22 protein-coding genes and 1 tRNA gene are annotated in these 24,914 nt (G+C 64.4%); 12 read left to right on the forward strand and 11 right to left on the reverse strand.

Going from position 1 to position 24,914, the window contains the following annotated elements; genetic code table 11:
• Positions 1–65: 65 nt before the first annotated feature.
• Positions 66–563, reverse strand: coding sequence for a CinA family protein (locus N8H22_RS10865; protein ID WP_264590517.1), 498 nt, complete (start codon positions 561–563; stop codon positions 66–68).
• Between the two features lie 309 nt (positions 564–872).
• Between N8H22_RS10865 and mutS the strand changes: the two genes are divergently transcribed.
• Entirely contained in the window at positions 873–3,452 is a 2,580-nt protein-coding gene (gene mutS, locus N8H22_RS10870; protein WP_264590640.1) for a DNA mismatch repair protein MutS, read from the forward strand.
• Positions 3,453–3,584: 132 nt separating this feature from the next.
• Positions 3,585–3,908 carry a ferredoxin FdxA gene (gene fdxA / locus N8H22_RS10875; RefSeq protein WP_264590518.1) on the forward strand — a complete coding sequence of 108 codons (324 nt, stop codon included), beginning with the start codon at positions 3,585–3,587 and terminating at the stop codon, positions 3,906–3,908.
• A 69-nt stretch (positions 3,909–3,977) separates the two neighbouring features.
• Here fdxA and N8H22_RS10880 read toward each other — a convergent pair whose 3' ends face one another.
• The 5 genes from N8H22_RS10880 to N8H22_RS10900 all read right to left on the reverse strand — a co-directional run bounded on the left by N8H22_RS10880 (position 3,978) and on the right by N8H22_RS10900 (position 8,175).
• Positions 3,978–4,169, reverse strand: a complete 192-nt coding sequence (locus N8H22_RS10880) for a CsbD family protein (protein WP_264590519.1) — start codon at positions 4,167–4,169, stop codon at positions 3,978–3,980.
• Between the two features lie 91 nt (positions 4,170–4,260).
• The gene (locus N8H22_RS10885; RefSeq protein ID WP_264590520.1) at positions 4,261–5,259 is read right to left on the reverse strand and encodes a lysylphosphatidylglycerol synthase transmembrane domain-containing protein; all 999 of its coding nucleotides are present in this window, start codon (positions 5,257–5,259) and stop codon (positions 4,261–4,263) included.
• Complete coding sequence (locus tag N8H22_RS10890) at positions 5,256–6,017, reverse strand: polysaccharide deacetylase family protein (protein ID WP_264590521.1); 762 nt, start codon at positions 6,015–6,017, stop codon at positions 5,256–5,258. The genes N8H22_RS10885 and N8H22_RS10890 overlap by 4 nt, the downstream gene beginning before the upstream one ends.
• On the reverse strand, positions 6,010–7,125 hold the full coding sequence (locus tag N8H22_RS10895; RefSeq protein ID WP_264590522.1) for a glycosyltransferase family 1 protein: 1,116 nt from the start codon (positions 7,123–7,125) through the stop codon (positions 6,010–6,012). Before N8H22_RS10895 ends, N8H22_RS10890 begins: the two co-directional genes overlap by 8 nt.
• 174 nt (positions 7,126–7,299) lie before the next feature.
• Positions 7,300–8,175, reverse strand: coding sequence for a YihY/virulence factor BrkB family protein (locus N8H22_RS10900; protein WP_264590523.1), 876 nt, complete (start codon positions 8,173–8,175; stop codon positions 7,300–7,302).
• A 423-nt stretch (positions 8,176–8,598) separates the two neighbouring features.
• On the opposite strand from N8H22_RS10900, the gene N8H22_RS10905 reads away from it, so the two are divergent.
• The 9 genes from N8H22_RS10905 (at position 8,599) to N8H22_RS10945 (ending at position 19,298) form a co-directional block, all read left to right on the forward strand.
• Positions 8,599–10,137, forward strand: a complete 1,539-nt coding sequence (locus N8H22_RS10905; protein WP_264590524.1) for an MBOAT family O-acyltransferase — start codon at positions 8,599–8,601, stop codon at positions 10,135–10,137.
• 20 nt (positions 10,138–10,157) lie between these two features.
• Positions 10,158–12,074, forward strand: coding sequence for an HAD-IIIC family phosphatase (locus N8H22_RS10910; protein ID WP_264590525.1), 1,917 nt, complete (start codon positions 10,158–10,160; stop codon positions 12,072–12,074).
• The gene (locus N8H22_RS10915) at positions 12,071–12,319 is read left to right on the forward strand and encodes an acyl carrier protein (RefSeq protein WP_264590526.1); all 249 of its coding nucleotides are present in this window, start codon (positions 12,071–12,073) and stop codon (positions 12,317–12,319) included. The genes N8H22_RS10910 and N8H22_RS10915 overlap by 4 nt, the downstream gene beginning before the upstream one ends.
• A 76-nt stretch (positions 12,320–12,395) precedes the next feature.
• The gene (locus N8H22_RS10920) at positions 12,396–13,388 is read left to right on the forward strand and encodes a hypothetical protein (protein ID WP_264590641.1); all 993 of its coding nucleotides are present in this window, start codon (positions 12,396–12,398) and stop codon (positions 13,386–13,388) included.
• A 318-nt stretch (positions 13,389–13,706) separates the two neighbouring features.
• The gene (locus N8H22_RS10925; protein ID WP_264590527.1) at positions 13,707–14,387 is read left to right on the forward strand and encodes a TIGR04211 family SH3 domain-containing protein; all 681 of its coding nucleotides are present in this window, start codon (positions 13,707–13,709) and stop codon (positions 14,385–14,387) included.
• A 217-nt stretch (positions 14,388–14,604) separates the two neighbouring features.
• Complete coding sequence (locus N8H22_RS10930; protein WP_264590642.1) at positions 14,605–15,501, forward strand: LysR family transcriptional regulator; 897 nt, start codon at positions 14,605–14,607, stop codon at positions 15,499–15,501.
• Between the two features lie 2 nt (positions 15,502–15,503).
• Positions 15,504–16,409: a LysR family transcriptional regulator gene (locus N8H22_RS10935; RefSeq protein WP_264590528.1), complete on the forward strand. Its 906-nt coding sequence runs from the start codon at positions 15,504–15,506 to the stop codon at positions 16,407–16,409.
• Positions 16,410–16,575: 166 nt separating this feature from the next.
• The gene (locus tag N8H22_RS10940) at positions 16,576–17,202 is read left to right on the forward strand and encodes a glutathione S-transferase (RefSeq protein ID WP_264590529.1); all 627 of its coding nucleotides are present in this window, start codon (positions 16,576–16,578) and stop codon (positions 17,200–17,202) included.
• Positions 17,203–17,252: 50 nt separating this feature from the next.
• On the forward strand, positions 17,253–19,298 hold the full coding sequence (locus tag N8H22_RS10945) for a pyridoxamine 5'-phosphate oxidase family protein (protein ID WP_264590530.1): 2,046 nt from the start codon (positions 17,253–17,255) through the stop codon (positions 19,296–19,298).
• 301 nt (positions 19,299–19,599) lie between these two features.
• On the opposite strand, the gene N8H22_RS10950 is transcribed toward N8H22_RS10945, so the two are convergent.
• The 5 genes from N8H22_RS10950 to N8H22_RS10970 form a co-directional block, all read right to left on the reverse strand.
• A tRNA-Thr gene (locus tag N8H22_RS10950) sits at positions 19,600–19,675 on the reverse strand.
• 71 nt (positions 19,676–19,746) lie between these two features.
• Positions 19,747–20,511, reverse strand: a complete 765-nt coding sequence (locus N8H22_RS10955) for a DUF3618 domain-containing protein (RefSeq protein WP_264590643.1) — start codon at positions 20,509–20,511, stop codon at positions 19,747–19,749.
• Complete coding sequence (locus tag N8H22_RS10960; RefSeq protein ID WP_264590531.1) at positions 20,511–20,936, reverse strand: phage holin family protein; 426 nt, start codon at positions 20,934–20,936, stop codon at positions 20,511–20,513. Before N8H22_RS10960 ends, N8H22_RS10955 begins: the two co-directional genes overlap by 1 nt.
• Positions 20,933–21,643 carry a hypothetical protein gene (locus N8H22_RS10965; protein ID WP_264590532.1) on the reverse strand — a complete coding sequence of 237 codons (711 nt, stop codon included), beginning with the start codon at positions 21,641–21,643 and terminating at the stop codon, positions 20,933–20,935. The genes N8H22_RS10960 and N8H22_RS10965 overlap by 4 nt, the downstream gene beginning before the upstream one ends.
• Positions 21,644–22,068: 425 nt before the next feature.
• A complete protein-coding gene (locus N8H22_RS10970) occupies positions 22,069–24,165 on the reverse strand; it encodes a glycoside hydrolase family 5 protein (RefSeq protein ID WP_264590533.1) in 2,097 nt (698 codons plus the stop codon).
• 534 nt (positions 24,166–24,699) lie between these two features.
• Between N8H22_RS10970 and N8H22_RS10975 the strand changes: the two genes are divergently transcribed.
• On the forward strand, positions 24,700–24,909 hold the full coding sequence (locus N8H22_RS10975; RefSeq protein ID WP_264590534.1) for a DUF2945 domain-containing protein: 210 nt from the start codon (positions 24,700–24,702) through the stop codon (positions 24,907–24,909).
• Positions 24,910–24,914 lie beyond the last annotated feature (5 nt).

Here is a 24,914-nt window from a genome sequence, read left to right on the forward strand (position 1 = left end):
AGAGGGCCAGAGGCCACGACAACTGTATAAGTAGACAGTATTAGAGCATAGGGAAAATGCCTCGCCTAGCCCCGAAGCGGATTTTCTCCAGCCGCCAGGCGAATCAATCCGAGCAGCGCCGCCTCTACCGTCTGGGCCCGCACGGCCTGGCGATCACCGCTGAACCGGTAGCGTTGAGCGAACTGCCGATTCCCATCCGCCCAGGCAATCCACACGGTACCCACCGGCTTTTCCAATGTTCCACCTCCGGGACCTGCAACGCCGCTGACCGCTACGGCAAACCGCGCACCGCTGGCGCGCTGGGCACCGGCTGCCATGGCCTCCACCACCTCACGGCTGACCGCGCCTACGCGCTCGAACAATTCGGCCGGCACCTGCAGTTGCCGGCTCTTCTGAGCGTTGGAATAGGTGACGAATCCCGCCTCGAACCAAGATGAACTCCCGGCAACCCGCGTAATGGCCTCCGCGATGCCGCCGCCAGTACAGGATTCGGCAGTCGTCACCTGCGCACCTAGCAGCCGCAGCCCGTCGCCCAGACGCGTCGCCAGTTCAGTCAGATCCATCAGCTTTCCCCGCAGCAGTAGAAGGAAATGGCTACCCTACACCAGCTGCGTGTTGCGATTCAGCCCGTCGCCAGCCGATTTCCGTCGCATGGTGGGCAACTCAACCGTAACGTCCGGCAGTGCCTGTGATGACCACGCAGCCCAGGGTCGCCGTAAGTCCCCATGACCGGTGCCTGCAGCACGCCGACCGCCCGTGCTAACCTTGCCGGCTTTTCAGGTCGCGGTTCCAGCCTGCGCACCGACATGGTGTTCTGCGTCCGGCAGGGCAGCGTCGACCTCATCCTCAACGAGCCACGCCTCAATCAGCTGATGACCAAGCAGACCTCCGACCTCTCCGCGCACACCCCAATGATGCAGCAGTACTGGAAGCTCAAGCGCGAGCACCCTGACCAGCTGATGTTCTATCGCATGGGCGACTTCTACGAGCTGTTCTACGACGACGCCAAGAAGGCCGCCGCCCTGCTCGACATCACCCTGACCGCGCGCGGCCAGTCCGCGGGCACGGCAATCCCCATGGCCGGCATTCCGTTCCACTCTGCCGAGGGCTACCTGGCGCGGCTGGTCAAGCTCGGCGAATCGGTGGTGATCTGTGAGCAGATCGGCGACCCGGCGACCAGCAAGGGGCCGGTGGAGCGCCAGGTGGTGCGCATCATCACGCCCGGCACGGTGAGCGACGAAGCGCTGCTCGACGAGCGCCGCGACAACCTGCTGGCGGCGGTGGTCGGCGACGAGAAGCTGTTCGGCCTGTCGGTGCTGGACATCGCCAGCGGCCGCTTCAGCGTGCAGGAACTCAAGGGCTGGGAGACCCTGCTCGCGGAACTGGAGCGCCTGAGCCCGGCGGAATTGCTGATTCCCGACGATTGGCCGCAGGGCCTGCCGCTGGAGAAACGCCGCGGTGTGCGCCGTCGCGCGCCATGGGATTTCGATCGCGACTCGGCGTTCAAGAGCCTCTGCCAGCAATTCTCCACCCAGGACCTCAAGGGCTTCGGCTGCGAGAACCTGACCCTGGCCATCGGCGCCGCCGGCTGCCTGCTGGCCTACGCCAAGGAAACCCAGCGCACCGCCCTGCCCCACCTACGCAGCCTGCGTCACGAGCGCCTCGACGACACGGTGATCCTCGACGGTGCCAGCCGGCGCAACCTGGAGCTGGACGTCAACCTGGCTGGCGGCCGCGACAACACCCTGCAATCGGTGATGGACCGCTGCCAGACCGCCATGGGCTCGCGCCTGCTGACCCGCTGGCTGAATCGCCCGCTGCGCAACCGCGAGACTCTCGAGGCGCGTCAGGACTCGATCACCTGCCTGCTCGAGCATTACCGTTTCGAACAGCTGCAGCCGCAACTCAAGGACATCGGCGACCTGGAACGCATCCTCGCCCGTATCGGCCTGCGCAACGCCCGTCCGCGTGATCTGGCGCGCCTGCGCGACGCGCTCGCTGCGCTACCGCAGCTCCAGGCCGGCATGCAGGACCTGGCGGCACCGCATCTGCTGGAACTGGCGAAAAGCATCAGCACCTACCCGGAGCTGGCCGAACTGCTGGCGCGCGCCATCATCGACAACCCGCCGGCGGTGATCCGCGACGGTGGCGTACTCAAGACCGGCTACGACGCCGAGCTGGACGAGCTGCAGTCGCTCTCCGAAAACGCCGGCCAGTACCTGATGGACCTGGAAACCCGCGAGAAAGCGCGCACCGGGCTGGCCAACCTCAAGGTCGGCTACAACCGCGTGCACGGCTACTTCATCGAGCTGCCGAGCAAACAGGCCGAATCCGCGCCGGCCGACTACATCCGCCGGCAAACCCTCAAGGGCGCCGAGCGCTTCATCACGCCCGAGCTGAAGGAGTTCGAGGACAAGGCGCTGTCGGCCAAGAGCCGCGCCCTCGCCCGCGAAAAGCTGCTCTACGACGAACTGCTGGAACTGCTCATCAGCCATCTCGCACCGCTGCAGGAAAGCGCCGCCGCGCTGGCCGAGCTGGACGTGCTGAGCAACCTCGCTGAGCGCGCGCTGAACCTCGACCTGAACCGCCCGCGCTTCGTCGAGCAGCCCTGCATGCGCATCGAGCAGGGCCGCCATCCGGTGGTCGAGCAGGTATTGGAGACGCCCTTCGTCGCCAACGACCTGGGCCTCGACGATGCCACCCGCATGCTGGTCATCACCGGACCGAACATGGGCGGTAAGTCGACCTACATGCGCCAGACCGCGCTGATCGTGCTGCTGGCACAGATCGGCAGCTTCGTTCCCGCCGCGGCCTGCGAGCTGTCGCTGGTCGACCGCATTTTCACCCGCATCGGCTCCTCGGACGACCTCGCCGGCGGGCGTTCCACCTTCATGGTGGAAATGAGCGAAACCGCGAATATCCTGCACAACGCCAGTGATCGCAGCTTGGTACTGATGGACGAGGTCGGTCGCGGCACCAGCACCTTCGACGGTCTCTCGCTGGCCTGGGCGGCAGCCGAGCACCTCGCCAAGCTGCGCGCCTTCACCCTGTTCGCCACCCACTACTTCGAGCTGACCGTGCTGCCGGAAAGCGAGCCGGTGGTGGCCAACGTGCACCTCTCGGCCACCGAGCACAACGAGCGCATCGTCTTCCTGCACCATGTGCTGCCCGGGCCGGCGAGCCAGAGCTACGGCCTGGCGGTGGCGCAACTGGCCGGCGTGCCGGGCGAGGTCATCCAGCGCGCACGCGACCATCTGTCGCGGCTGGAAACCACCAGCCTGCCCCACGAAGCACCGAGAATAACGCCCGGTCAGCCGGTACCGCCGGTGCAGAACGACCTGTTCGCCAGTTTGCCGCATCCGGTGATCGAGGAATTGGGCCGCATCAATCCCGATGATTTGTCACCGCGGCAGGCGCTCGAACTGCTATACAGCCTTAAATCACGAGTCTGACGCGCGGATAAGCTGATAGAATCGCGCGCAATTTTTTGGATATGACGGCATTTGCCTGATGCCGCCATAGCTGACTGCCGCACAGGGGCGTCTGCCAACGCCAGCCTGATACGCCTGAGGAGATAGCTAGAAATGACCTTCGTCGTCACCGACAACTGCATCAAGTGCAAATACACCGATTGCGTGGAAGTCTGCCCGGTGGACTGCTTCTATGAAGGCCCGAATTTCCTGGTGATTCACCCGGATGAGTGCATCGATTGCGCCCTCTGCGAGCCAGAGTGCCCGGCCCAGGCGATCTTCTCCGAAGACGAGGTGCCCGAGGATCAACAGGAATACATTGAGCTGAACGCCGATCTCGCCGAAGTGTGGCCGAACATCACCGAGAAGAAGGATGCGCTGCCGGACGCCGAAGAGTGGGATGGCGTGAAAGACAAGCTGCAGTACCTCGAGCGCTAATCGGCGCTGCAATGAAAAATGCCCGCGAATGCGGGCATTTTTCATTAGGGCTGACACCCACGCGTGAGTTCAAGCCCGGTCGATGCCCTTCTTCAGCGCATCCTTGACATCACCCTTGACCTGCTGGACGTCGCCTTTCACCTCCTGACGCTGCCCTTCGTCTTTCAAACGCGGATTATCGGTGGCCTCGCCGATGCCCTGCTTGATCTTGCCGACGGCTTCGTTGGTGTTGCCTTTGATCTTGTCTTCGGCACTGCTCATGGCGACCTCTCTTCTGATTCATGAATGGCTAACAGTGGACTGAACCGGCATCCCGATAGTTTCCCCCGGCCATCGGAACGCTCGGCACTGCTCAGGCCGTGGCCTTGCGTGCACGCAGCAGCCGATTAAGCAGCGGCCGTCCGGCCAGTTGCAGGAACACCGGCGCACCGACGATCAGATAGAAGTAGTAGGTCACGAAGCGCCAGATGAGAATCGCCGCCGCCGTAGTGGACTTGCCCACCATCGGCGTCAACAGCGCGGCCGAAGCCAGCTCGGCGCTTCCGGCACCTCCAGGCAGCAGGCTGAGCTGACCGGCCGTCAACGCCAGCAGCTGCACCAGGAAGGTCCAGGCCCAGGCGATCTCGCTTTCCAGTCCGCGCAGCGTCAGATACAGCACGCTGTAGCGCAGCAGCCAATGCAGCGTAGTCAGCACGAATACACCCAATAGCACCCGCCGCGGCAGGCGAAAGCAATCGAGCAACGCATTGCGAAATCCGAGCACCTTGCGCGCCCAGCGCCGTCGGCGTCGTGCCTTCATGCCCAGCCGCTCGACCAGCCAGCCATTGAAGCGGAACACCTGGCGATGAAAACGTCCGAGCAGCGCCAGCAGCACCAGCACGCCCAGCAGCAGCGCCGCGCTGAAGCCCAGCAGGCTGGCGATGTAAGCATTCAACGCGTGCGTCATGGCATAGATCAGCACGCCGACCAGCGCGCAGGCGAAGAACAGCAGATCGCTGAGCTGCTCCACCGCATAGGTGGCCGTGCCCCGTGCTGGCGTTACCCCCTGACGCATCAACAACGCCATCGCCGTCAGCGGTCCACCCGCCCCTCCCGGCGTCGCGCAAATAGCGAATTCGGTGGCCACCACGATGCCGAAGGCGCGGCGCTGTCCTAGCCTGCGCCGCCCCACCAGCAAGCGCAGGCGCCAGGCATTGAGGTACCAGCCCGCGAGAATCATCCCGAGCATGCCCAGCAGCAGCGTCAGCGGGAAGCGCAGCAGGCGCTCGAACAACCCGGTCCCGCCCAGCAGCAACGGAACCAGCGCCGCCGCGAGCAGCGCGCCAAACAACAGCCACCAGCGCCGGTTCATGCCGCCCGGCTCGATGACAGGTACTGCCGCAACCATTCAATCTTGCTGACTGGCTGTCGCCCCTCTTTCAACAAGCGCTGCAACAGTTCCAGCCAGTAGCGCCGCGAGAACTCGTGACGCATGTCCACCGGATGCAGGCCCAGGCGCAGCAACGCCGATTCGCGTCGCTGGCGCAGCTGATGTTCGCAGAACACCCGTGACAGCCCCCGCCGCCAGGCGTTGCGCGCGCTCCAGACCAGGCCAGGCGCCTCGATCGGCGCGTAGTCCGGCAACAGATAGAACTGCCGGGGATCGCTGGTGTAGGTCAGTCCGCTATCCCGCAAGGCCCGGCGCGTGCCGGCACTCATCAGCCAGGCCGGCGCGACGAAACCGTGCAGCGGCCAGCCGTGTTGCGCGAACAGCTGCATGCCCTGCGCTAGTCGCCGGCGCGCCTCGGCCTCCTCCAGGGCGTAGAACTCCCCTTCGTGGGTATAGATCCGGCGCATGAACCAGTCCCGCGGCGTACGTGGAGGCGGCGCCTCGTCGGCGTGACAGTAGCCGTGCAGCACCAGCTCATCACCCCGCGCCAACCGCGTGTCCAGCAGCTGACAAAACCACGGATGCGCCTGCAGCGGATTGCGCCGATGAAAGTCCGGCACCACCAGCCAGGTAATCGGGACTGTCCCCAGTGCATCTACCGCCTCGACGAAGGGGCGATAGTCGGGCCAGGTTTCCGGCGCGACGTCGTGCAGCACCAGCATCAGCGCCCGTTCAGCCATGCACGGCCACCGGCAGGTCAGCCGTGCCGAGTACGGCGTGGTAATGCGCGAGCAACCCGGCGACCACCGCATCCCAGGCGTAATGGGCCTCGACATGCTGGCGTGCCTGCAGACCAAGCCGGTGCGGGTCGCCCTCAAACAGCTCCTGCACCGTCAGCGCCATCGAGCGCGCGTCCAGCGGCTTGCACAGCCGGCCGGTATGGAACGGCACCAGTTCCGGCAAGGCGCCTGCACGCGCGGCGACCACCGGAATGCCGCTGGCCATCGCCTCCAGCGCAACCAGGCCGAAGGTTTCCTGATTGCCCGCGTGCAGCAGCACATCGCTGCTGGCCAGCAGTCGCGCCACTTCATCGGCACGACAGAAGCGGTCGATCACCGTGACGTTCTCCGGTACCCGGTGCGGCATGCTCGAGCCGACCAGCAGCAGGTGATACGGGCGGCCGAGGATGCGCGCCGTGTCCAACAGGACGTGCAGGTTCTTCTCCCGCGAACCACGTCCGGCAAAGATCAGCAGGCGGGTTTCGTCAGCCAGTCCGAGCTCCCGCCGCAGGTTTGCGTCACGCCGCGTCGGGTGGAACGTCTCAAGATCCACGCCCAGCGGTTGCACGAAAACATTACGCACCTTCAGCGCCAGCAGCTTGTCCGCCATCACCTGGCTGGGCGCCAGCACCCGGTCGAAACTGCCGTAGAGGCGCGACACGTAGCCGTTCATGTTGGTGCCCAGCCAACCACCGATACGGTTGCTGACCAGCAACGGCAGATCGGAGTGATAGAAACCGATCACCGGAATATCCAGCCGGCGCCCGGCATCCAGCGCGGCCCAGGCGGTCATGTAGGGGTCGCCGACCTCGATCAGGTCGGGGCGCAAGGAACGCAGCAGGTTGCGCCAGGGCCCACGGCGGATGGGAAAGCGATAACCCTTGCCGAACGGCAGGGCGGGTGCCGGCACTTCGTAGATACCGGCGTTGTTCTGGTAGCAGCTACCGGGCACCAGAATGCTGTGGCGGACTCCCGGATATAGCTGCAGACGGCGGTGCTTGGCCTCGAGGTAGGTACGCACGCCGCCACTGGCCGGCGCGTAGAACATGGTCATGTCGGCGATATGCAAGATGCAACGTCTCCATCCGGTTTCGGTCCAGAAACCCCGGGGCAGCCCCAGCGCCGGGCGCCAACCCTCTGGCTGGCCTGCCTCGCCGATCCACGCCGCGTCCGCAAGGTTCTGTAATGAACGGTATGGACCCTTATGCAGAATAGACGTTCGCCAGACGTCGCATCGCTCGGTTCAGGAGTCGATCTGTTTGTCGCCCGGGTCCTTGCCTTCGACCGAATGGTGCTCGATTACCGCATTCAGCTCGGCGCCGAGCAGCAGGACCGCCGCGGAGATATAGAAGTACAGCAGCAGCACGATGATCGCGCCGATGCTGCCGTAGGTGGCGTTGTAGTCAGCGAAGCTCTGCACGTAGATACCGAAGCCCACCGATGCGGCGATCCACACGATCACCGCCAGCACCGAACCGGGCGTGATGAAACGGAATTCCTGCTCCACATCCGGGGAGACGTAATAGAGCACCGCCACCAGCAGCATCATCAGGAACACCACCACCGGCCAGCGCAACCATGCCCACAGCAACACGACCGTCTCCTTCAGCCCGACCATATCGGCCAGCCATTCCATGACCTGCGGCCCGACGATCATCAGCCCGGCGCTCGACAGCAGCACGACCGCAGTACCTACCGTATAGAGCAGGGACAATAGCGTGAGCTTCCAGCCGGGGCGCCCTTCCCTGACGTCGTAGGCCCTGTTCATCGCGTTCATCAGCGAGCGAAAGCCCGCCGAGGCGGTCCACAGCGCCACGAGGATACCGACCGAGAGCAACCCGCTCTTCTGCTCCTGCAACTGGTCGATCACCGGATTGACCTGCTCCATGGCCATTGCCGGCAGGGCGAGCGCTGCCTGCTCCCTCAGCCAGGCGAAGAAGTTCGAAAGATTGAGAAAACCGAGCAGGGCCATGAGAAACAGCAGGAACGGGAACAACGAAAACAACGCCCGATAGGCCAACGCCGAGGCGTAGGTGGACATGTCGTCGTTACTGAATTCCTTGAGCGTGCGCTTGAGCAAAGTGCCCGCGCCAATCCCCCGCGTATCCAGGATTGCCATGCCTTCCCCCTTCGAAACGAACTGTCTGAGTTGGGACGATGACGCCGCGCGAGAGTTCGCGGCGCTGCCACCCAGCCGCGCCGCGCCCGTTCGTCGCCGGCCGGCCAGCGCACGCAATGCGTCATCACCCCGAAATACGGGCCATGCAGCAGATCAGACCACCGTAATCGCGTCGCGACCACCAAAAAAGTTCATTGGCGCCCCAGCAACACAGCAACTTTTCTTTAGCAAAGTGTGTCCGAGTTGGCAGGAGCCTAGCCGGGTTTTCCACTCGACAGAGCGGTTAAGCCCGCGATTGTTTCCACAGTGACACAGCCACCTCACGTGCGTATCGATGCGCGGGACGTGGCAGCTGTGGAGCAACACCCGACACGCTCGGGTTGGGCGGCGTAATCGGAAGTACGCTGGAAAGGAAGTAGGACGATGCTGTTCAATTCGGTGACATTCATTGCCGGGTTTCTCCCGGTAGTGCTGATCGGTTTCTTTCTCCTCACCGGCTCCGGCCGACAGCGACTCGCGGTCATCTGGCTGACACTCGCTTCGCTGGTGTTCTACGGCTGGTGGAACCCCGCTTACGTGCCATTGCTGGTCGGCAGCATGGTGTTCAACTACCTGCTTGGCGGCTATCTGCGCCAGCAGCCGTCGCGCCTGGTGCTCGGCTTGGCAGTGACGGCCAACGTGCTGCTGCTTGGGTATTACAAATACACCGGCTTTCTCTTCGGCACCCTCGATGACGCCTTGGGCCTCGGCTGGGACATCGACGACATCATCCTGCCGCTGGCCATCTCCTTCTTCACCTTCCAGCAGATCGCCTATCTGGTCGATGCCCACGACGGCATGGTGGAGGAGCACGACTTCGTCAACTACTGCCTGTTCATCAGCTTCTTTCCGCAACTGATCGCCGGACCGATCACCCACCACAGCGAGATGCTGGCCCAGTTCCGCGACCGCAGCAGCTTCCGTCTGCGGCTGGACAACTTCTCGCTCGGCAGCACGATCTTCCTCCTCGGCCTGTTCAAGAAGGTGGTGATCGCCGACACGCTCGGCCAGAAGGCCACGCCGGTCTTCGCCGTCGCGGCGGATGGCCTGGTGCCCTCGCTGTACGACGCCTGGACGGGCGCGCTGACCTACACCCTGCAGATCTATTTCGACTTTTCCGGCTACAGCGACATGGCGATCGGCCTCGGCCTGCTGTTCGGCATCGTCCTGCCGATCAACTTCAACAGCCCGTTCAAGGCGCGCAATGTCATCGACTACTGGTCGCGCTGGCACATGACGCTGACCCGCTTCCTCACCGCCTACATCTACAACCCGCTTGTGCTGCGCGTGACGCGCGCACGGATGGCCGCCGGCAAACCACAACCGCGCCGGGGCAAGATGACTGCCGGTACCTTCTTCGCGCTGGTGGCCTACCCGACGATGCTGACCATGTTCATCTCCGGCGTGTGGCACGGCGCCGGCTGGCAGTTCGTAATGTTCGGCCTGCTGCACGGCTTCTACCTGGTGGTCGCTCACGGTTGGCGCGCCTGGAAGGTGCGTCAGGGTTGGCAGCTGGACAGTGAAGTGATCTGGCACCGGGTGGGCGCGGTGCTGCTGACCTTCTTCTGTGTGGTGGTGGCGATGGTGTTCTTCCGCGCGGCCAACCTTTCTGCGGCACTGGCGGTGCTGAGCGGCATGTTCGGCCTGAGTCCGATCAGCACTCAGCTGGACCGCTCCGACGTCGTCTACATCGTCGGCTTGCTGGCGTTCGTCTGGATCATGCCGAACATCCAGCAATGGATGAGCCTCTTCCGTACCGCGTTGAACTTCAAACCGCCGGCTCACTGGATCGAACGCTGGCTGCCGCTGGCTGCCTGGCAACCGGCGCCGGTCTATGGCGCGGCCGTCGGCGTGCTGGGCTTCTTCGCCCTGGCGATCGCCTTTTCCGTCGCCCCTACGGAGTTCCTCTACTTCCAGTTCTGACTACCCCCAGGAGCCACGCTATGGATCAGCTGTCTTGGCTACCCACGCATCCCGACCTCGGCGCTGCCATCGCTGCGGCCAAGCACGCACCCACGCCATCCGCGCGGCTGCTGCAGGCAGCGCGACTGGCCGGCTACCGCCGCGACTTCATTCATACCGGACGCCTCGACAAGCTCGCCGCCGAAGGCCTCGCCGAACTGACGCAGCCAGGCGCGCGACCGACCGCCGGCTTCAGCCCACTGCGCATTGCCCTGCTGTCGTCGCATACCGTCGAGCATCTGCTGCCGGCGATCCGCGTCGCCGGGCTGCAGCGACGCATGGCACTGTCGCTGTACGTTGCACCCTATGGCATGTACCGCCAGGCGCTGCTGGCTGACGACCCGGCGCTGAACGCCTTCACCCCGCAACTGCTGGTGCTGGCCCTGGACGCCCATGACGCGCCAATGCAGCTGCCCCTGCAGGCGTCTCAGGCTGAAGTGGACGCCGCCGTCGCGGAACGCGTCGAGGAACTGCGTCTGCTCTGGCGCCGCGCCCGCGAGCGCTATGCCGCGCAGGTGGTACAGCAGACGCTGGTGCCAGCCGACCCGCCGTTGTTCGGCGCCTTCGAGGCGCTGGTGCCGGCCTCTCCACTCGCGCTGATCGAACGTCTGAACGCTGCCATTCGCACGGCCGCCCGCGAGGACGGCGTACTGCTGCTGGACCTGGCCTGGCAAGCGGCTGCATACGCCGATGGTCTGGCTGAGCCGGTGCGCTGGCACCAGGCCAAGCAACTGGTCAGTCCGACGGTTGCGCCGCTATATGGCGACCAGCTGGCGCGGATTGCAGCGGCCAGCGCCGGACTGTCGCGCAAATGTCTGGTGCTCGACCTGGACAACACCCTCTGGGGCGGCGTGATCGGCGATGACGGCATCGACGGCATCCAGCTCGGCCAGGGCAGCGCCAGCGGCGAGGCCTTCCTCGCCTTCCAGCGCTATGCCGCGCAACTGGCACGTCGCGGGGTGATTCTCGCGGTCTGCAGCAAGAACGACCTGCCCGTCGCCGAGGCGGCGTTCGCGCACCCGGAGATGGCGCTCAAGCGCAGCGATATCGCGGCCTTCGTCGCCAACTGGGACGACAAGGCCGGCAACCTGCGGCGCATCGCAAGCATGCTCGATATCGGCCTCGACAGCCTGGTGTTCGTCGACGACAACCCCGCCGAACGCGATATCGTGCGCCGCGAGCTGCCGGAAGTTGCCGTACCGGAGCTGCCCGATGATGTCGCCGACTATCCCGCGCGCATCGCCGCTGCCGGCTATTTCGAGGCCGTGTCCTTCACCTCCGATGACGCCGGGCGCGGTCGCAGTTATGCGCTCAACGCCGAACGCAAGGCTGCGCTGGGCCAGGCCACGGACATTGAGGGCTACCTGCGCGGCCTGCAGATGGTCCTGCGCGTCAGCCGCATCGGCCCCGCCGAGCTGGCGCGCGCCACCCAGCTGATCAACAAGACCAATCAGTTCAACCTCACCACCCGCCGCTACACCGAGGCCGAGGTCGAGCGCATGGCCAGTGATCCGCGAGTCATCGCCCTCGCCCTGCGCCTGGAGGACAAGTTCGGCGACAACGGACTGATCAGCGTGGTGCTGGCCCGTCCCGATGTCGGCATCGACACGGACGAACTGCTCATCGACAGCTGGCTGATGAGCTGTCGCGTACTTGGCCGTCAGGTCGAGATGGCCGTGCTCGAGGTGCTGACCGATGCCGCGGCGGGCGCCGGCTGGCGTGCACTGATCGGCGAGTACCGACCCACCGAGCGTAACGGCATGGTGGCCGAGCATTACCCACAGCTCGGCTTCGAGCAGCACCCGGCCCCGGCAAATGCCCTCCCCGACGCCCATTTCTGGCGCTACGAGCTGGCCTCGCGCGCCCCTCTCAACCACTTCATCCAGGTGCAAGCATGAACGAAAAGGAAATTCTCGCGGCGCTGACCCAGGTCTTCCACGACGTTTTCGACGACGACACGATCGTCCTCAGCCCGGAAACCACCGCCGACTACATCGATGGCTGGGACAGCCAGACGCACGTCCTGCTGATCGTGGCCGCCGAGCAGCGTTTCGGCATCAAGTTCCGCACGGCCGAACTGGAATCACTGAAGAACGTCGGCCATTTCGTCCAGCTCATCGGCAGCAAGCTGGAGGGACGTTAAGCCCATGAACCATAAAGCCGACACCTCCGGAGTCTCTCACTATCCCGCGGCAAACGATGCCACGGCATCGCACCTGATCACCCCAGCCTATCTGCTGGCGCTGTGCAGCGGCCTGCTAGGCACGTTGGGCATCTTCGTGCTGCTGCTGACTGGGCTGAACCTCACCGACAACCTGCCGCCACCGGCCTTCTCCAACAGCCTGTGCGTCGATGAAAAGCTCAACTTCCTGCGCAACAACCCGATCGCCGATCCCAACCTGCTGGTGATCGGCTCCTCGGTCGCCTGGCGCCACGTCGATGGCGCCGCGCTGATCCGCCACTCCCCCCAATTACGGCCCTTCAACGGCGGCTTCTGCGGTCTGCACGCCAATCAGAGCGTATACGTCGCCGACTGGCTGCTGGATCGCGAGCCGAGTATCCGGCAGGTGGTGATGATTGCCGATCCGCTGGACTTCGCCGGCTGCTGGAAAGTGCCCGATGCCGTGTTCGATCGCACTGATGCCGATCGCTACGTCTATGAGAACGCCGCACCCTGGGGCTACTACATGCGCTATTTCGCGCCCCGCTCGCTGCTGCGTAATGCACAGACGGTCAAACTGCAGCGCGCCAACCGCATCGAGTGGGACCCGCTGGTATTCAACCGCTTCGGCGATGGGCCACTGGAGCCGGCGAAGGATCGCGGGCTGTTCTACGGTGCCCCTGAACCGCTCGACCGCAGCTGCTTCACGGCCCTCGGAACCCTGGCACAGCGGCTGCAGCGGGAGGGACGGCAGCTGCTGGTCGTCTCCACGCCACTGCATCCGCAATGGAAGGCGGAACATGATCCGGATGGCAGCTTCCTCGCCGACTTCGATCGGCGCATGCACGCCACACTGGCGCCGAGCGGCGCGCAATATTGGATTCCGGACCACAACTGGACCGCGCCGCCGAACGCCTTCGTCGACGCCATCCACCTGCGCTGGTCAGCGGTGCACAGTTTCTCCGCTGCGCTGGCACAGCAACTGCGCATTGCCGAGGCCCGCGCGCTGGCGGATTCCGTCCTGGCCGGTGACGCCGCCCTGCTGCAGTGACCGAACGACAAAGCCCGCTGCTAGCGCTGGCCAGCGAAGCAGACGCTGCGCCAGCCGCCGGAGCGGCGCCTACCGCCAATCACCACGGAACTCAACAGCCGGCGAACTGTCTTTCAGCTGACGGACCACACCGATAGCGTGGCGGGCCATGTACCCGTCCGGGAGTTTTTGTACGCCTCCCCCTTCGCACGCTGCCATCTACGCAAGCGGCATTCTGCAGCGAAAAGCCCGCCGCCGCGGTTCAGCTGGATCGTTGTCCATCGCTCACCGGCCCGGTCATCGGGGTCTTTATCTTTCTCTCTCTAACGTGACGTCTGCATGCCCATATTTCATAACCGCCCCGCCCTGCATTCCGCCCGCACTGCGCAACGCCTGTCCAAACACGGCCTGCTCGGTGCCGGTCTGCTCGCCACCTGGCTCGTCGCCGCCCCGGTCCACGCGCAGGAAACCGACAGTAAGCAACGCTGGGTCAGCGACAAGCTGAGTACCTACGTCAGAAGCGGTCCGACCGAGGGCTATCGCATCGTCGGCACGCTGCAGTCAGGACAGAAAGTCGAGCTGATCACCACCAAGGATGACTTCAGTCAGGTGCGCAGCGAAAACGGCGACACCGTCTGGATACCCAGCCGCGAGCTGCAGGAGGTGCCCGGCCACGCCGAACGCGTACCGCAACTGGAGCAGCAGGTGGCCGAGCTCGACCAACAGCTGCGCACCATCGACGACAACTGGAAAGCCCGCGTACAGGGCATGCAGGAGACGCTGGATTCGCGCAAGGCGCTGATCGACGAACTGGAGGCACGACGCCAGGAGCTCGATGCCGCGCTGAACGAAAGCCAGTCCGAACTGCGCGAAGCCCAGGCACGCCTGGGCGACGAGAACAAACAGGTGCTGATGCGCTATCTGGTCTACGGCGGCAGCATCGCCGGCGCCGGCCTGCTGCTCGGCCTGCTGATTCCAGTCATGACGCGCGGCCGCAAGCGCAACGATCGCTGGTTCTGAGCCAAGCGACGCCCCCGCAAGCACCACGCGCCCAAAAGGCCCGCATCGTTGCGGGCCTTGAATTCACTGCTGCGCAGACAGAGGCGAACCCGTGGGCGGCAGCCCGTGGTAGTCCGCCGAACATGGCGCGGCTGCAGTGGGCGAAGCGCTCGTCAACCGCTACGCTGTGGTCGGCTCAACTCTGCAGCTGGCGGTGATAGTGGACAGGTTTCAGGAAATGAAAGTGCTGGTGGCGGTTGCCGAGGCACAAAGCTTCGCCGGCGGTGCCCGGCTGCTGGGCATGTCGCCGCCGAGCGTGACGCGGGTGATCGCCGGCCTGGAAAACCGCCTGGGCACCCTGCTGCTGGCACGCAGTACGCGCAGCCTGCGTCTGACCGAAGCGGGCCGGCGTTATGTCGAGGACTGCAAGCGCATCCTGCTGGACCTCGAAGAAGCCGAAGAGCTGGCCGCCGGCAGCGCCGTTCGCGCCCGCGGCAACCTGACGGTGACGGCGCCAGTGATGTTCGGCGAGCTGTTTCTCATGCCGCTGATTACCGAATACCTGGCGGCACAGCCCGAGGTGACGCTCAACGCCGTGCTGGTGGATCGCGTGGTGAACATGGTCGATGAGGGTGTGGACGTTGCCATCCGCATCGGTGAGCTGCCGGAAAGCAGCCTGCAAGCCATCAGGGTCGGACAGATCCGGCCGGTGATTTGCGCCTCGCCGGGCTTCCTCGAACGCGTCGGCCGACCGCAACAACCCGAGGATGTGCTGGCGCTGCCGATGGTGATGTCCTCGACCAGCACCCTGCTCACCGACTGGCAGTTCAGGGTCGGCGACCGTGTTATCGCCCTGCATCCCGAACCGCGCCTGACAGTCAGCTCCAATCAGGCGGCGATCAATGCTGCGCGTCTGGGCTGGGGGCTCACGCGGGTGCTGTCCTACCAGGCCGCCGAGTGGGTGGCCAAGGGCGAGTTGGAGATCGTCCTCGAGGCGTTCCAGACCCCGGCGCTGCCGGTGCATGTGCTGTATCAAGGAGGCAACCGGGTTCCCGCCAAGGTGCGTACCTTCGTCGATCATTGCGCCAGTCGATTCCTTGCCGACCCGGTGCTGCAGGCCATGCCGGTAACCTGACCGTGAGTCGATATCGCCAGATGCAGACCTTCGCAGCCGTGGCACAGGCCGGCAGCCTGGCCGCGGCGGCACGCCAGCTGGGCCAGTCGCCGGCCACCGTCATGCGCACCATTGCCGCGCTGGAAGCGCGCCTGCAGACCAGCCTGCTGATGCGCGGACCGCGTGGCGTCGCGCTGAGTCCTGCTGGCGAGCAGTTCGCCCAAAGCTGCCGGCTCATCCTGGAGCAAACCGCGCAGGCCGAGCGCTCCGCAGCCGGCGTGCATGCCAGCCCCGACGGGCAGCTGACGGTGGCCTTGCCGCTGCTGATGGATCTGCAGGTATTCACGCCCATCGCCGTGGCCTACCTGAACGCCTTCCCCGACGTGCGGCTGGATATCCGCGCCTGCGAAGGCGTACCCAAGCTGCTCAAGGAAGGCATCGATATAGCGCTGGTTATCGGCCAGTTACCCAACTCATCGGAGTTCGCCGTGCCGCTGGGCGCCGTCAGGCCGATTGTCTGCGCCTCACCCGCCTATCTCGCCAAATGGGGGCGACCGGCGACACCCGATGACCTCAAGGCACATCGCGCGGTGGCCACGAACTCGGCAGGCTACGAGGCGCACTGGCAGTTCCGCTGTGGTCGTTCCATTCGCCCGGTAAAACCCGCGCCGGCGCTCACCTGCACCACCCAGCGCGCGGCCATCCGTGCGGCCACCCTGGGGCTGGGGCTGATTCGCTGCATGAGCTACGAAGCCCACGACGAACTGCGGCGCGGCCTGCTGGAACCGGTACTGACCGCGTTTGCCGCCGCCGACGTACCGGTGCAGCTGATCTACCGACATGGCCGTCGGGCCGAGGCACGCGTGCGGACCTTCATCGATTTCGCCGTGCCGCAACTGCGCGCCCATCCCGCCTTCCAATCGCGCTGACGGAGCATTCCCCCGCTGCGCCAGCGCCTGCCGTTATTCCAGAAAACGAAATTATGGATTGCGCCGCATGGTGATTCTGCTCAGCCCGACGAGGGCGCAGCATGGCTCCGCCAGCGCAGGACTGCCGCTGCGCCGATCCCCTTGCATCCATTGCGGAGCCAGCACCATGTCACAGCCCATCAAACTCTACCGCCACCCGCTCTCGGGGCACGCCCACCGCGTCGAACTGATGCTTTCGCTGCTCGAGCTGCCCTATGAGCTGGTGTCCGTCGACCTGGCCAACGGCGAACACAAATCCGCCGAGTTTCTCGCCATCAACGCGTTCGGCCAGGTGCCGGTCATCGAGGACAACGGCACCTATATCAGCGACTCCAACGCGATTCTGGTCTACCTCGCCAAGCGCTACGGCGGCGACAGCTGGCAGCCGCAGGACGCGCTTGCCGAGGCACGCATTCAGCGCTGGTTGTCGGTGGCCGCCGGCCAAGTGGCCTACGGCCCCGCGGCGGCCCGGCTGATCACCGTGTTCGGCGCGCCATTCAATGCCGATGAGGTCATCGCCCGCGCTCACAGCCTGCTCAGGGTGATGGACGCCGAACTCGCTCGCAGCCCGTTCCTGGCCGGCGCCGAACCCAGCATCGCGGATGTCTCCAACTACAGCTACATCGCCCATGCGCCGGAGGGCAACGTCTCGCTCGAGCCCTACCCCAATGTGCGCGCCTGGCTGCAGCGCATTGAAGCCCTGCCCGGCTTCGTGCCCATGCAGCGCACCGCCATAGGTCTGCAAGCCGCCTGAATAGGCACCGGACTGCCGGGCGTCCCGGCAGTTTTCCAGGAGCGTCAGTCATGAATGATCGGCCCGAACATCCCACGTCGCCCTGGCATGCCGGTGAGAGAGCGCTGCAGGAGCGCTTCAAGGTAGCCGAACGCTTGGCCGTACTCGGGCGGCAAGTCATCCGCGACTACATGCCCGAGCAGCACCGCGCGTTCTTTCACCAGTTGCCGTTCATGGTGGTCGGCGCGGTGGATGCCGACAATCGTCCCTGGGCCACCGTACTCGAAGGGCCGGAAGGCTTCGTCACCTCCGCCGACCCGCAGCATCTGTTTCTGGCGGCGCACGCCGATCCGCAAGACCCGGCGGCTGCCGGCCTGCGGGCAGGCCAGGCGATCGGCCTGCTCGGCATCGAGCTGCATACGCGCCGACGCAATCGCATGAACGGCGTGATCCGGCGCGCCTCGGCCGAAGGCTTTGAGGTGGTGGTCGCGCAGTCCTATGGCAACTGCCCGAAGTACATTCAGGCGCGGGCCTACACCCGCGTGCCGCCCCCGGCAGACGGCATCGCGCCGCGCCAGGATTTCAGCGCGCTGGACGAACACACCCGCGCGCTCATTCGTGCGGCCGACACTTTCTTCGTCGCCAGCTACGTCGCGCAGGACGGTCAGGCGCGCGCCGTGGATGTTTCCCATCGTGGCGGCCGTGCCGATTTCATCAAGGTCGAAGGCAACCGCCTGACCATCCCCGATTACGCCGGCAACCGGTTCTTCAACACCCTGGGCAACCTGCAAACCAATCCGGTCGCGGGGTTGCTGTTCATCGACTTCACCACTGGCGGCCTGCTGCAACTCACCGGTCGCACCGAACTGCTGCTGGACAGTTCTTCGATCAGCGCCTTCGAGGGCGCCGAGCGGCTCTGGGCCTTCGAAGTCGAGCAGGCGGTGCTGCGCCCGGGCGCGCTGACGATCCGCTGGCAATTTCACGACTACGCGCCCACCAGCCTGGCCACCGGCACCTGGGCGGAAGCTGACCAGCGCCTGCAGCGGGAGGCACAACGCCAGTGGCAGTCATGGCGGGTCGCGCATGTGCAACAGGAAAGCCGCGACATCCGCTCGTTCTTCCTCGAGCCGCCGGACGGCGCTGCCGTGCCATTCGCCGCGGGCCAGCACCTGCCGATCCGCATCCACACCGCCGAGGGCGATGTCCTGGTCAGAACCTACAGCGTTTCCAGCGCGCCGTCGGACGGCTACATCCGTATCAGCGTCAAGCGGCAAGGCCGGGCTTCCGCGCATCTACATGACAAGCTGCGGGCGGGCGATCTGCTGGAAGTGCGGCCGCCGCTGGGCAGCTTTACCCTGCGCGTGGACAGCGGACGGCCAGTGGTATTGCTGGGCGCCGGGGTCGGCATCACGCCGTTGATCTCGATGGCCCGAGAGTGGGTGGCGCAGAACCGGCAGCAGCGCAAGGCACGTGCGATTCATCTGTTCCAGAGCGCCAGAACCCTGGCCGACCTGCCCTTCCAGAATGAACTCACGGACCTGCAGCAACGCTCGAACGGACTGCTGCACATCCACCGCGCGCTGAGCGCACCCGGCACGGCGCAGCCAGAGCGCGATTACCAGGTGACCGGCCGCCTGGACTTCGCGCAGGTCAAGGCGCGACTGCCGCTGGATGATTACGACTTCTACCTGTGCGGCCCGGCTGGCTTCCTCCAGGATATGTACGACGGCCTGCGGGGTATGACCATCCCGGACCAGCGCATCCATGCCGAGGCATTCGGCCCGTCGGCCTTGCGGCGCTCCGAAACCGGGCAGCCGCCGGCGCAGTCGCTGGCGGCCAGCACACCGGTGCCGGTGCACTTTCGCGCATCAGCCACCGAAGCACGCTGGACACCCGACAGTGGCAGCCTGCTGGAACTGGCGGAAAGCCGCGGCCTGAACCCCGAGTTCAGCTGCCGTGGTGGCTCCTGCGGCACCTGCAGCACCAGGCTGATCAGCGGCAACGTGCATTACCCCATCGCACCGGCACAGATGCCCGCCAGCGATCAGGTGCTGACCTGCTGCGCGGTACCGGCGCAATCGGAGGGCGATCCTCAACCTCTGGTCCTTGATCTCTAGCGTGGCCGGCCCATGCACAGGGGGTCGCTTATTCCTCGCCGACCAGGGCTTTTCGCGTCAAAGGTGAGATGAGGTTGTGCGAACCTGGCAGGACCATGACCAGCGCTCTCGACGATTCGCTCGGGAAAGGCGGCGCCCATCTGGTTGCTACACGCCGAGCCAGTGGCAGCCGGATCCGAATACCAAAGATCATTGGCAACCAAAGGTACTCACAGGGGTACTCGGACGACAGAAGCTCGGGTGAGCCGATGGCACTGCATGAAACAAAAAGCCCGCACTAGGCGGGCTTTTTGGAATTTCATGGTGCCGGAGACAGGAGTCGAACCTGCGACCTTCGCATTACGAATGCGCTGCTCTACCTACTGAGCTACACCGGCGCCAGGCGGCGGATTATCGAAGGTTATGCGGCCGGACTCAAGCCCGGCGGCATAAGTTCTCGGCGTACTGCTCAATGTGGGCCGGAGGTCGGGCGAGTGGCATCGTGGTGCATGTCCTGTTTCACCTTGCCCACGACATCGTCGGCCACATCCCTGCCCATCGCGCTGGCCTGGGCATAGCCTTCGCGGGCCTTTTGCCGCAGGTTTCCAGTCAGCTTGTCGCTGGCGCTGCCCATCAGTTGATCCTCACGCCGGGTCGGCGGCATCGCGGCGGCGAGCAGCGCTCCCAACGCTATACCAATAGCGCCCACGGCTAGCGGCTGCTCCTCGAGCAACTCCGAGAAGCCGCCGCGAGCGCGTTCGGCGGTATGCCTTAGGCTATCGGCGGCGTGTCGGCCGGATTCGCCGACGCGGCTACGCGCGGCCCCCAGCGAATCGGACACGCTGTGCCCGAGCTGGCCAGCGCGGTCCTTCACCCCGACACCCTGCTGCTTAAGACTTGAAGCCTTGGCGGCAAGCCTGTCGGTTACCGATGGGCCAGTGGGGCTGGCGTGATCCGGACGGCGATTCTGTCCGGCCATCAGCCAGAGCAGGCCGACCGAGGTCAATACCGTCGGCACCGGATTGGCCTTCAGGGTATCGCTGAGGTTATGCAGGAATTCGCCGCCACCGCCCTTGGCGTAGCCGAGCGCCGTGTCGATCATCTGCCCCGGCGACAGCTTGCTTTCCAGCGCATGGACGATGTTGCCGATCTCAGCGCGCTGCTGGTCGATTTCCCGTTCGAGGGTATCCGGATCCTTCTGCGCTTCGACGTCGATCTGATTGTGCGTGCTCATCATGCGTGCCCCCTGACGGCTTCTTTATCCTTCTGGATGGAATGGAGGGTGCGGTCGGGCTTGAACGACGAGGCCTCGAACTTCTTCTTGCCAGCCGAGACCATGATCAGGCCGATGACCACCACTACCCCGCCGACGATCAGTGCCGCCAGGTAGGGCTCCATCATCGTGGCGAGGAAATACACCGCCGCCAGCAGCAGAATGATGAACCCCGCCAGCAGCACCGCGCCGCCGGTCGCCACGCTGGCCGCGCCGGCCTTGGTGGCCCGCAGCGATTCGCTCAACTCGGCCTTGGCCAGCGCCAGTTCTTTGGTGAACAGCGATGGCACCTCGCGGGTCAGCTGGCGCAGCAGGCCACCGACGGAGTTGTCCTGCTCGGCATGCAGCGGTTCGTATGGGGTATTGAGGTTATGTTGCTCGTTCATCGAGTAAGCCCTCCATCGTTGCCTTTGCCGGAATCAGGCTTGCGTGTGGTCCCGGGCCCCGTGGTCGCTCCGGCATTGCTGATGCTGCCCACCGGAGCGCCGGGCGCACCGCTGGACAACCGCTCGTCCAGCTCCGCCTGACTGGGCAGCTCGGTCGCGCTGGCGGCGGTCGAACGTCCCAGCGGCGAAGTGGGATGCGGACGCACGGCGTCCGAGTGTCCATAGTCCACCGTGGGTTCGTGAGTCGCCGGACGCTGGCTGGAGGCCCGGGCGAAACGGGTGAGGCCAAAACCGACGGCGATGCTGCCGGTGATGAACAGTGCCGGATTGTTGCGGGCGATACGGTTGACCTCGCCAACCAGCTCGTCGACGCTCTTGCCGCGCAGGCTGTCGGCGAGCTCGGCCATGCTCTGCGCCATCTCCGAAACGTAGTGCGACAGGCCGCTACTGTCCTGCTTCTCCAGTTCGGCGGCGGCCGCCTGGGCGCTGCGGGCGACCTTCTCCAAGCCGTCGGCGGCCGTGCCGCGATAGTTCTCGAGTTGGGCCTTGCCCTGGTGTTTCACCTCTTCGCCGGCTTCGCGTGCCTTGGCCTTGAGATTCTCCTTCGAGGGTCCGGCCGTTGCATGTGCGGGACTGCCGTCCGGCGCTGTCGAGCCGGTTTTGCCCAGGCCGCCATAACCTGTGATGTCTTCATCGGGTGTCGTCATGTTGTCCACCTTCTATGGGTTGTCCGGATGACCACGATCCGTTGAAACACAGCGTTGCGGGTTCTGCTTCTGCCGCGAGCCGTGCATCTTCACGGTGTGCACATAGAAGGTGACCGGACCCCAATTTTCGAGTTCCGTCGGTCCGGCCAGCGGCTCGGCGTCGGCCTTGACGCCCGATCCGACGCAAGCGCAACGACCGCCAGCCACGCACCCGCTGGCAGATGGCCCAGCGCGAGCCGCAACGCCACACCTGTCGCGGGCTGCAGCAATACATCCGCCTTGCAAGCGAAACGACACTGCCCGCGCAAAAGATGACCGCCAGGTCACGCGCGAGCGCAGCGCAGGCCGACGAACTGCACTGCCCGCTTCACACTTGGGAAAACGCAAAACGGGCCCGAAGGCCCGTTTTGGTGAAGCGGCTCGATTTACAGCGGGCCGACGCTGCTGCAGCTGTTGGCGGTCTTGGCGTGCTTCTGCAGCACCGGCAGCTGCGGACGGGATTTGCCGCTCGTAACGTCCAGGGACAGCGCGTACTCACCCCACCAGGGACCAGCCGCCCAGTAAGTGCTGGGGATGCAGTTCTGCCGCAGGTAGGCCAGCAGATTGTCGGTGGCGGCGATGGCCGAGGGCGAGAAGTCCGGCACGCCGTGCTCGCCGATGTAGCCGCGCAGCTTGTTCTGCTTCAGCCAGTCGACGAAGGGCTTGACGCGATTCACGCCGATCATCGGGTCGAACACCTCAGCCTTGTCGAAGTAGTTACCGGAGAAATCCTTGTCCACATACATGTGCGCTTCGTAGACCAGGTTGTTCTTCGGATCGCGCATCCACGGATCGTTGATCAGCTGGTTGTTGTAGTGCGGCCAGTGGTAGGCGCTCGACCAGCGATCGCCTGCCACGTAGATCCAGCGCTGGCTATCCAGAGTGCGGATCGCTTGGGCAGCGGCGAGTGCGGCCTGCGGCCAGAGCCCGTTGGTGGAATACGGTTCGTTCATCAGCCCATAACCTTCCACGGCTGGGTGGTTGGCCACCTGCTGAACGATGCGCTTCCACACGCCGGCAAACGAGCTGATGGGCACTTCGCTGGAACCGATCAGCTTGCCGAAGTAACGGTAGTAGTTGTGCAGATCGAGGATGACCTTCACACCATGCTTGTGGGCGTAGTCCAGCGACTGCTTCAAACGTGCGAGCTCAGCAGCGTTCAGCTCGGTGTTCAGCTTGGGCTGGATGCGTTCCCAGAGGAACGGCAGGCGCACCAGATTCATGCCCAGGTCGGCGTACTTCTTGTAGTACGACTCGGCCGGATAGGTGTAGTTGGTGCCATGTACTCCCGGCACGACCGACGGGCCGAAGCCGGCACCGGACAGGTTGACGCCGACCAGGCGTGGTTTGCCATTGGTGGTGTCGACCGGCGCGGTGGAATCGGCAGGCGCACTCGGGGCCGGGGCCGGAGCCGGTGCCGGAGCGGGAACCGAGGTGGTCGGGCTCGACGTGGTGGTGGTGCTGATCGCCGAGATGGTCTTCGGGTAGCCCAGGGTATTGCCATCGATGGCCGCGCCGTCGAGGTAGACGCTCATGTTGCTGCCGGAAATGTAGGCCGCGGTGATCTTGCGCACCTGGCCATCGGCGAGCCTCACTGAATTACCGGACTTGAATGCCGCCTGATTGGCCGCCGTCGCCGCAATGGAGAACCCGGCGGACTTGCGCCACACACCGTTCAGCCAGTCGGTATTGGTGAAGTTGTTCAAACCGGCAGTCGCCAGAGTCGTTTGGGTCGGTGCAGTTATTGCCGTATCCGTTGTCGAGCCGGAAACAACTGTCAGTTTGTTCGGGTATCCGACAACGCTGCCATTAACCGCAACACCATCAAGAAAGACGCTCATATTCGAGCCGACAACTTGCACCGTTTTAATCTTGCGCTGCTGGCCATCAGCCAGTTTTACCGATGCACCAACAATGAACGCGCCTTTGTTACCGGTAGTTGCCGGAATCGAGAAACCGGGCGACTTGCGCCATACCCCATTCAACCAATCGGTATTGGTGAAGTTGTTGATGCTGGATGCGTAGGTGGTGCCGCTGGGGGCAGTGCTGACCGGCTCGCTGGTGCTCGGGGCAGTACCGGTCGATACGGTTACCGCACTCAGCACGTTCGGAGCACCGACCTTGTTGCCGTCGATAACCGCACCATCGAGAAAGACGCTGAGGTTGCTGCCTACCACGTACACCTTGGTGATCTTGCGGATCTGGCCGTCGGCCAGGCGAACGCTGGCGCCCACCTTGAAGGCCGCGTTGTTGGCGCTGGACGCCGGGATCGACAGCGCCGGCGCTGCACGCCATACGCCATTGAGCCAATCGGTGTTGGTGAAGCTGTTGACCTTGGCGCTGAGCGTCACGGTGGTCGATACGGTACTGCTGGTGTCGCTGGCGAAGACAGCACCGGAAGCGGTGAATCCACCCAATACGGCAGCCAGGGCGATGGAGGCGACGAGCGCCTTGCGGGGGCCCGCAAAAACATTGATAGACATCTTGTCTCTCCGAAACTTAATACGTCTAAAGGCGCTGTCGCGGCCTTTAAAAAAGTGGCGGGAGGTCAATTAAGTCGTGGGGCGTTGCTTATGGATGGAAGCCGCTTTGTCACAACCGAACGAACCGCTCAGCAACAAAGCCAACCGCTGTTCCACCCCTGAACAACCCGGATTCCCCGTTGCGTGGCGGCTTTATAATAGTTTCCAAAAAATAATGGAACGTTTTCTGACTTATATAGATCGCCAGAATTTCGACGGTATTTCTGTAAAGCTATTAGTTTGCTATTGCGAAATAGCAACATGCCAGCAATCGAAAGAATTAATACCCGGCTTGAATACGGGACTTCGGCATATTGGAGGCGCCATTTTTTTGAATGGCCGGCGGATTTATCGCGGTTCAACGTCGAGCGATTTCCGATAGACGGTAAGGGCGCCGACTGTCCGCAATTCGAGCTGAACCCCTCAGCTGGAGCAGCGACCTTTGCCTGACGTGCGCTGTCCGAACAGACACAGAAGGCAAAAGGAGATCAGCTAATGAACAGCTTCAAGGTTGGCGATCACGTCAGTTGGAATTCCGAAGCGGGACGGGTCAGCGGCACCATCATCAGGGTTCATACCGCCGATACGCAGTACAAAGGGCATACCCGCCGCGCCAGCCCGGACGAGCCGCAGTACGAGATCAAGAGCGACAAGACCGATCACATCGCCATGCACAAGCCCGGCGCCCTGAGCAAAATGGACTGAGTGAC

Source organism: Stutzerimonas sp. S1, assembly GCF_025966695.1.
Taxonomy (GTDB): Bacteria; Pseudomonadota; Gammaproteobacteria; order Pseudomonadales; family Pseudomonadaceae; genus Stutzerimonas.